General features: G+C 59.6%; 7 protein-coding genes. 3 read left to right on the plus strand and 4 right to left on the minus strand.

Annotation, left to right across the window (positions count from 1 at the left end; genetic code table 11):
- Positions 1-125 precede the first annotated feature (125 nt).
- Together FJ398_23235 and FJ398_23240 are read right to left on the minus strand one after the other, a co-directional pair.
- Entirely contained in the window at positions 126-1,280 is a 1,155-nt protein-coding gene (locus FJ398_23235; protein ID MBM3840816.1) for an aminomethyl transferase family protein, read from the minus strand.
- A 313-nt stretch (positions 1,281-1,593) separates the two neighbouring features.
- Positions 1,594-2,568 (minus strand): hypothetical protein, encoded by a 975-nt coding sequence (locus tag FJ398_23240; protein MBM3840817.1) that lies wholly within the window; start codon positions 2,566-2,568, stop codon positions 1,594-1,596.
- Positions 2,569-2,960: 392 nt separating this feature from the next.
- Between FJ398_23240 and FJ398_23245 the strand changes: the two genes are divergently transcribed.
- Positions 2,961-3,308 carry a hypothetical protein gene (locus FJ398_23245; protein ID MBM3840818.1) on the plus strand — a complete coding sequence of 116 codons (348 nt, stop codon included), beginning with the start codon at positions 2,961-2,963 and terminating at the stop codon, positions 3,306-3,308.
- Between the two features lie 3 nt (positions 3,309-3,311).
- Here FJ398_23245 and FJ398_23250 read toward each other — a convergent pair whose 3' ends face one another.
- On the minus strand, positions 3,312-4,658 hold the full coding sequence (locus tag FJ398_23250) for a Gfo/Idh/MocA family oxidoreductase (GenBank protein ID MBM3840819.1): 1,347 nt from the start codon (positions 4,656-4,658) through the stop codon (positions 3,312-3,314).
- 306 nt (positions 4,659-4,964) lie between these two features.
- Here FJ398_23250 and FJ398_23255 point away from each other — a divergent pair, with 306 nt between their 5' ends.
- A complete protein-coding gene (locus FJ398_23255; protein MBM3840820.1) occupies positions 4,965-6,116 on the plus strand; it encodes a hypothetical protein in 1,152 nt (383 codons plus the stop codon).
- Positions 6,117-6,167: 51 nt separating this feature from the next.
- Positions 6,168-7,001 carry a sugar phosphate isomerase/epimerase gene (locus FJ398_23260; GenBank protein MBM3840821.1) on the plus strand — a complete coding sequence of 278 codons (834 nt, stop codon included), beginning with the start codon at positions 6,168-6,170 and terminating at the stop codon, positions 6,999-7,001.
- Positions 7,002-7,354: 353 nt separating this feature from the next.
- Here the strand turns inward: FJ398_23260 and FJ398_23265 are convergent, their stop codons facing one another.
- The gene (locus FJ398_23265) at positions 7,355-8,167 is read right to left on the minus strand and encodes a hypothetical protein (protein MBM3840822.1); all 813 of its coding nucleotides are present in this window, start codon (positions 8,165-8,167) and stop codon (positions 7,355-7,357) included.
- Positions 8,168-8,476: the final 309 nt, after the last annotated feature.

Here is an 8,476-nt window from a genome sequence, read left to right on the forward strand (position 1 = left end):
TGGAGACCGCACGAAAGGTGCGCTCTCTCTCGTCGAGACCCCATCAACCGGAGAGCCGGATGCGGGAAATCCGCCCGTCCGGTTCGGAGGGAGGGGTGACGCTCGTGTGTCATCCCTACCCCTATCTACCATTCTGCCTGGAACGGCTCACCCAGGACGCGGACTGGCGCTCCTCCGTTTCCATCGAGGCTCAATTCGGTTCCGGCTTGATTGGTCTCCTTGCGCACGTAGCCAAGCGCAAGGCTCGCCTTGAGCCCCGGGGATCGGACGGCGCTCGTGATGTATCCAACTTCCTTGCTGTCCTTAAACAGTTTGTCGCCTCTGGCGGGCAGTTGCGAGAGATCGTCCGCCAGCCGAAGCCGGCGCAATGCCCTGGCCACTTGCCCATAGGTGCGAATGCGGGCAATGACTTCCTGGCCGGTATAGCAGCCTTTGCTGTAGCTGATGGCGCGGCTTTCGATGCCGGCTTCAGGCGCGAGGTTCGATTCATCCATGTCCACGCCGAAGCGCGGGATGCCCGCCTCCACGCGCGCGATTTCCAGTGCCTGCCACCCGCACGGGCGGCCACCGACGCTTTCTGCGGCCGCAACCAAACGTTCCGCCGCGGCCTCCATCGCCTCCGTTGGAACAAACACATCAAAACCGGAGGTCAGCAGGCGCGCGCAATTTATGAGATAAATCTGCCCAAAGTCAGAATGCTCCGCCGTGCGGAAAGTCATCTGTTTGACGGGCAACTCGGCCTCGGTCCGGGCCTGACGCAGAACCTCCGCGGCTTTCGGTCCTTGGACGCTGAGCAATCCGTAATGGGGAGCGGCGTCCACAACCTGCGCATCATCCGCGATGATGAACTTCTCCAGCCGCTCTTTGACCTTCGTGACCAGGCCCGGCTCGAAATCGAGAAGGATTTCGTCCGCCAGAAGGTAGAGATTCAGATCGCTGACGATTCGGCCTTTGGCGGTGACGAGCGCGGCGTAGCAACCCTCTCCGGCTTTCAAACCGTTCACGTCGTGGGTCACCTGGCCGTGCAAGAAACGTTGCCGGTCCGCGCCCGTCAGACACAGACGCCCACGGAAACTCAGGTCAAGCACCACGGCTGCCTCGCGCATCGCTGTGTATTCAGCGAGCACATCGCCGTAATGAGCTGGAATTTTCTCCCCGCTCACCTCGATCCACTGCGCGCCCAGGCGCTGATGAAATTCGAGCAATGATCCCGCAGTCATGGAACTCAGTTTGGGGCCGAATTCTTGGGCTGACAAGACGGACCCTTCGGCCAAAACCATCGCGGTGCATCCACAAGTTGTCGGTGGCCGTAGCGCAGATTTCCAATCTGCTGTATCGCCGATTTGTCATCGGCATGGCGTCGGCAAGCTCCCAGGTCCGTGGACTGGTCGGCGGTTCGCAGAGTGCAATTCTGCGATACGGCAGAGTGCGACTCTGCGCTACGTGGACGGCTTCACTTGGAAGCCAAACTCCGCAGTTGAACCGCAGATAGACGCCGATGAACACGGATAGGAACTTCTAGGTCCAAGTCATTCCCTTCTCCATCCGTGTGATCCGTGGTTGCTTTGGTTGCGGCGTCAGCCGCGCGGCGTGTTATGCCCGCCACGGACGCGCGCGTTCGTTGATTCCGGCAAGAGTTTCTCTGGCGATGCGAACGTCTTCCGCGATCTCGAAGTCAAACATGCCCGCCAGCACGAAGTCCGCGCCGTTCTGGAATACGTACCGAAACGCGTCCTTGGGCGGGATCGCCCCGGCGGCCATGACTTTGAAGGCAATCCATGGCTTCGAGACGCTCTTCATGAATTCGGCCGTCTCTTGCGGGTCGCGGCACCAATAGCCGGGGAACTCGCTGTACGGCGCTTTCAATTGCTCCGGCTTCGGGCCGGTGGGGTAATTGTGATGGTGAAACGTCTTGATATAGAAATCCGCCTTCACGCCGTAGCGTTCGCACGCTTTGAAGACGTCGAGCGCGTGCGCCCCTACCCCCGACGCCACGCCGAACTCTTTGGCCGCTTCGACGGCTTTGGCGATGAAATCGATCCGATCGCGCGCGACCAGCGCGTCACTGTGAACGCCCCACAAATAGATCGCCTCGCAGCCTGCCGACACGAGATCTTCAATCTGCTGGCGGTATTGCGACAGGTCGGAGTCCACCGCCGCGGTGGGGCAAATGATCCATTGGATTTTGCCGCCGCGCTCTTTGCGGTAGCGTTTGAGAATCGAGATGGGATGCGGCGGATTGTGCATCGAGACCGTGTTGATCCCTTGCGCTTCGGCCAAAGCGAGAGTCTCCATGATTTTCTCGTCCGTGTTGTAATGCGCCGCGAGGGCATAGACGTACTTCAGGTCGCGGCTGTGCGTGTAATGCGTCAGGAGATTGCCGCCCAGAATCAGCCGGCTGACTTCGAGTTTTCCGATTTTGCCCGTGGACAAGCCGGGTTTTGCCGCAGACGAAGCGGCGGCAGCGTTCGGCGAAGCCTGGCCTGACGAAGCTGAACTCAGAGTCAGCCCCGCGGCGGAGAGGAGGGTTCCTTTGACAAATGCGCGTCGGTGAATCGGTGAAGACATAAGCGGTTCCTTTCGTTCGCGAATGGGTCTTGCCACTTTGGACTCCGCAACGCAACGCTCGCTTCAGGAATTCTCGTCTCTGAAATTGGCGGACCCAGAGCAAAATCCTTTCAGGCAATTCAACGGTAGGGCGAGCTGTCCCAGCGAGCCGAGTCGGACGTGTTCAAAGCTCGTCGAGCGGCTCGCCGGGACGGACTCGCCCTACCGGGTCCGATGAGCCCGTCAGGTTTTGGAGTGCGCCAGACTTCTCTGCTCCTTACACGAATCTTGTGTGTCGTGGTCCGCCAATCCCAAGTGGATTGCGTCCTCCAGCCCAGGGAACCTTCCCTTGATTTGACAACTCACAGGGCGAGTCCTAGCTTCCGAATGGTTCCCAAGAAAGGAGTTTGCTTATGGTTATCAGAGTTTATGGAATGCCGACTTACGCGGGCGAGGTCCTGCCGAGCCTGGCGGAAGAACTCAAACGCTGCGTCGCGTGCTTGCCCGATGCCAACTTCGATCCGTCCCGCATCTACGTCTTTTTCCCGAACGATCTGGTGCAGGAAGGCAGCGGCGAAGAATTGCTCACCTTTGTCGATACCGAGCGCAAGGAAGCCGGATCGGCGCTCAATTCCGTCGGACAGGCCGTGGGCGGGACCCTCCGCGAATTCGCCCGAGTGCGGCTCGTCCACTGCCGCGCCATCGAAGTCCTGGTCCGGCCGAATCACGCCGGAGACGACGTGATCGTGTTCAGCATGTAAGCGTCACAGCTTCCAGCCTTCCCGATACGGCGGGTTGAGGAGTTTGTTGGCGTCCGCGGAATTCTTGAAGCGCACGGCCGCGGCGTCCCATTCCAGTTTTTGTCCTGGATGCATGATTGCGATCACGCCGAGCATCGCGAGCTCTGTGAGCGGGCCGCCGTAAGAGAAATCGGATCCGGCTTTGCTGCCATTCCGAATCGCCTGCAGCCAGTCCTGCTGGTGGTTCTTCACCCGTGGCAAGGTCTTCTCCGGTCGTTTGTACTCCTCCATCCTGGATTCGGGAACAAGCCGGACGCGGGCCGCACCGTGCGAGCCGTAAACGATCGTGCCCTTTTCGCCGATGACCACGGCGCCAGTCTCTTCGTGTTTCTCATTGGGGCCCAGTTCTGCAGGCCGCGGGATGCGCTCGGTGCCGCTGTACCAATGCATCGTCACTGCACCGCGCTTGCTGTTAGCCGGGAACTGGTAAGTGATGATTTCCCCTTTCGGGAAAGCATCGCCCTGAGTTTTCGGATCGTAATCCTTCACCTTCGCTTGAATCGTCGAAGGCGCGCCCAGGTCCAGCGCCCAGAAAACCGGATCGACGACGTGACAGGTCCAATCCCCCACGGTGCCGTTGCCGAACGGGACCCAGCCGCGCCAGCTTCCCGGCAAATACGCGGGATGATAGGGGCGCCACAGCGCCGGGCCCAGCCACTGATCCCAATCGAGGGTGGCGGGAACTTCGTGCTTCTCCTGCAAGCGCGACAATCGGTCGATTCCTGAATTCACCGCCGTGCATCCGCAGTGAATGGTGTGGACTTTGCCGATGGCCCCATCCCAAACCCATTCGCAAAACTGGCGGATCGTGTCGAAGGAATGTCCCTGGTTGCCGAGCTGGGTGACGACCTTGTGTTCCTGCGCGGCTTTCATCAATTGGCGGACTTCATAGACCGAATGCGCCAGCGGTTTCTCGCAATAGACGTGCTTGCCGCGCTTGATCGCCGCCATTGCCGCCACGGCGTGCGTGTGGTCCGGTGTGGCCACGACGACGGCGTCGATGCTCTTTTCCATTTCATCGAACATCTTGCGGAAGTCGCGGAACGGTTTGGCGTCGGCAAACCTCTTGTAGCTGCCTGACGAGTGTCGCGTGTCCACGTCGCACAGCGCCACAATGTTGTTCCCAGTGGCGACGCCGGCGATGTCGCCCGCGCCCTGGCCGCCGACGCCGATGCCGGCGATGTTCAGCTTCTCGCTGGGCGGCGTCTGGCCGCTGCCGGCCACGACATGGCGGGGCACGATCGCGAAAGCGGTGAGAGTTCCCGCGGTTCCCAGAAAGGCGCGGCGTGTCAGAGGGGTTCGATTTTTCATAAGTGGACTTTTAGTGGATTTATGAATTGTTCTCAGCCTTGTTACGCTTTGCTTTGATTGGAGTCAACATTCCCCGCGTCGCTTTGGGGTGCGTGGGCGATCCTGCGATTTCTCGTTTTGGCGACAAGAAGAACGTGCAGGCCAAAATGAGAATTACTGCCCACTGCCATCCATTGAGAAAGGAGTTCGTATGCCAGCACAGAAGATCAAACAGTATCTCGACGCGAACCAAATCAAATATGAACCGAGTGCGTGAGCCACTGAAAACAGCGAGGACACCTGCCCACGGACACTTGACGTGCATCAATGGCCGTCCTGGCCACGGGGCTAAGCTGGAGTGTGGATACACCAGTCCAACTTCGGAAACGATTGAGCCAGGCATTTGGGGTTTTGAATCTCCCGATTCGGGTTGGTTTTGGATTTCGAGATTCGAGTTTCAGATTTTGGAAGCTCGTTCGTCGCCCCGCGTTCCTCGCCGCCAACGCGGTTTGTTTGGCGGGCGCACCAGCCGGGTTTGCCTCCGAGGCAGCCAGCTCCGGGAGCGATCTTGTGCTCGCAATTCAAGAAGCGAGAGGCAAACTGGAAATCCGGTTCAAGGACCGGCCCCTGCTCGTTTACGCGTTCGCTTCAAACCAGTTCAAACCCTACGTCCGCGAATTGAGGACACTGCGAGGCGACAACGTCCTGCGCGACGCGCCTGCCGATCATCTCCACCATCACGGTTTGATGTACGCCATCCGGGCCAACGGCGTGAATTTCTGGGAGGAAACCGGCCAGCCCGGCCATGAGCGTTCGGTGAAACTGCTCTTGCACGGAAGCGGAAGAAACGCCGCAGGACTCCCCCAGGCGACGTTCACCCAATTGATCCATTGGGTCGCGGACAAAGACAAGGCGCGCCCCGAAACCGAAGCCTGCGCGTTGCTTGTGGAACGCCGCACGTTGACGCTCACGGCGGACGAGGCGACCGGCGAAGTCGCGCTAGAGTGGCGCGGGGAATTCGAGGTCGGCGCCGGCGCTCCGAAAGTCACTTTGACCGGCAGCGAATACAATGGCCTGGGCCTGCGCTTGCCCGAAGCATTCAATCACGCCGCCAAACACCAAAACTCCGAAGGCGCGCCTTACAGTGCGACCCAGAACCGGGACGTCATCGCCGCCCGGTGGAGCGCCGTTTCTCACGCGATTGGCGGGCGGGAAGCCGTAGTCGCCGTGTTTGCGAATCCTGATCGGACAGCGGGCCCGACGCGATTTTTCAGCATGCTGAATCCATTCGCCTATTTGTCGGTCACACAAGGCCTGGACAAGGCGCCCCTCGAATACAAGGCGGGCGAACGGTTCGGCATTGGGTACCTCGTGCTGGTGTATGCGGACTTCAAGCCGAGGGAATTTTTGCAGCAGCGGTATCAACAGTGGGTCGGCGGCCGTGAGGCCAGCGCAACCGCGCCTGCCGCAAATCGATAGGGCGCCTGTCACAGATGTGTGGCGTAGCGCAGATCCAAACCTTGCATTCTTATGAACAAAATCTCCATCGCCATTAACCTCGAATTCGTCCGCCACAACGACAAACCCTTCGAGTGGGGCGTCGCAAAAGCCGCGGAACTCGGCTATACCCACGTCGAACCCATGGTCCATTGGGGCCGCGAGTTGCTCAGCGAGGCGGGCTACTTCCACAGCGTCTCCATGTTCGACGACCCCTTGCGCATCCGCCGCGCGTGCGAAGCCGTCGGCGTGAAGCTTTCCGGGCTTTCGGCCCACACGCCGCTGGGCCGGCCGGAGATCAGCGTCGAGTATCTGAAGCAGGCCATTCGCTTCGCGGCCGAGTGCGGCGCGCCGGTCGTGAACACCGATGAAGGTCCGAAGCAGCCCTGGACTACCGAAGCAGAGGATTTCACCTTGATGCGCTACACGATCCAGGAAGCGGCCAAGGTGGCGGAGCCGCGCGGCATCCTGATTGGCCTGGAGCCTCACCAGCAATACAGCCAGCACTCCGAAGGGCTGGATCGCATTTATCGGCTTGTGAAAAGCCCGTCCGTCGGGATCAACTTCGACACCGGCAACGCTTACCTGAGGGGCCACGATCCGTTGAGATGGCTCGCTAGAATCATCCATCGCGTCGTGCACATCCACGCCAAGGATATCTCCGTCGAACAATCTTCGGCGGAACGCGGCAAAGTGACGGGCACGCCGGTGGGCTGCGCGTGCGGCGAGGGCGTGATCGATTGGGCGCGGGTGATTCAGATTTGCCGCCGCTCGAAACGCGATCTCACGCTCTCCGTCGAGTGCGGCACGATCGACCAGGCCGCGCGGTCGCTCGAACATCTGCGGGCATCGCTCAAGAAGGTTTGAAAGCGGTAGAAGGGAACTTTGCTGGATTGCCTTTGTTGTCAGTTCCCCTCTTGGGAGGCGTGATGCTCCCTCTCCCTCAGTACGTGTTTAGCGTTGGTAGGGACGGATTCCGCTCCGTCCCCAAATCAAGCCTTGAGGCAGACCGCCACCAGGAAGAGACGATGGGCCAACGGAGGCTCCTGGTTTTTCCGTTGTTCGTCTCTCCCTTGAAGAGAGGGCTCAAGGATTAGTTAGTCAGGGACGGAGTGGAATCCGTCCCTACCAACGCCAGACAGATACCTCCCTCAAGGGAATTGGCCTGGCCGTGCTTGAGCGATCAATTCGTGAAATTCGCGTCTCCGTCCCGTTCGCGATCAGTCACGCTTCCCTGAAAAGTAATCCTTCTGCACTTTCTCCAGCGTTTTCTTGATGTCCTTGTACTTGGCGTCGTCCGGGACAAAGAAAGCCGTCCAGGCCGGGCGTTCGGGCATTTTTTCGAAGCACTCAAAAAACGGCAGGACACCTTCGATCGCGCAGCCGGCGTTGAGCGCGTTGCGGACACCAAGCCGGAGTGATTCATCCCATTCCTTGGGTGTCAGAAGATTGTTGATCGGCGCGTGCTTGCCCTCGGCGTTGACGAGTTTCGCCTGATACTTCCGGTAATGGCCGAGATAATGGTGGGCGAGATTGATCCCGACCAGCGTGCCGACGATGGAGTTGTAGTTGCTGTATTGCTCGTTCTTCATGTCGTCGGTCCAGAATCGCTTGTCCGTGTCGTTGGGCAGCGGCTTCAACTCGCGCTCACCGCTCTCCTCCGCCAGACTCAGAATGTATTTCTGAAAGTAGCCGCGCTGGATTTTATCGATGGCTTTGGCGTGCGCGACGCGATTGACGAGATCATCGAATCCTTCCGAGATGACGACTTTCGGGATGGTTTTTGGTTCTTCGGGGACTTCTTCCAATCTCACGAAGGGCACGTCGTCGAGTTCTACGGCGATGGGATCGCCGAACACGATTTCCTGATTCTGCGGTTTAAGGGACTTTTGGAGATCTCGTCCGAGACTTTTCGTGGTGAGCGGATTCGTTTTGTATTTGAAGTCGTCCGAGGCATCCGACTGCGCTAACGCGGGCGCCGAGAGCCAGGCGACAGCGAGCCAACTCAACAGGGTCAACAAGGCAGGTTTCATGGATCAATTTCTCTGACAACGCTTCACGCGAAGTCTTGGGTCGATCAAACCGTTAGTCCGAACCCTCCTGCCGTCAATGGGAATCTTCAAGGTAGGGCGAAGAGTCGCGAAGAGTCCACTCTGAGCCGAACGACCATCGGCCACTTAGCCGTATAATTCAGTCAGATGGGGAGCGCACGCGCCCTCGCGTGCTGGGGGCGGCGCCCTCGCCGACCACACCACTCGCAAGGAGCGGTTACCCTTTGGTGACTGAGTTTCTACAACGTTCCGACCGGCGGGGGCGCCGGTCGGAACACGCGAGGGCGCGTG

The organism is Verrucomicrobiota bacterium (assembly GCA_016871535.1).
Taxonomy (GTDB): Bacteria; Verrucomicrobiota; Verrucomicrobiia; order Limisphaerales; family SIBE01; genus VHCZ01.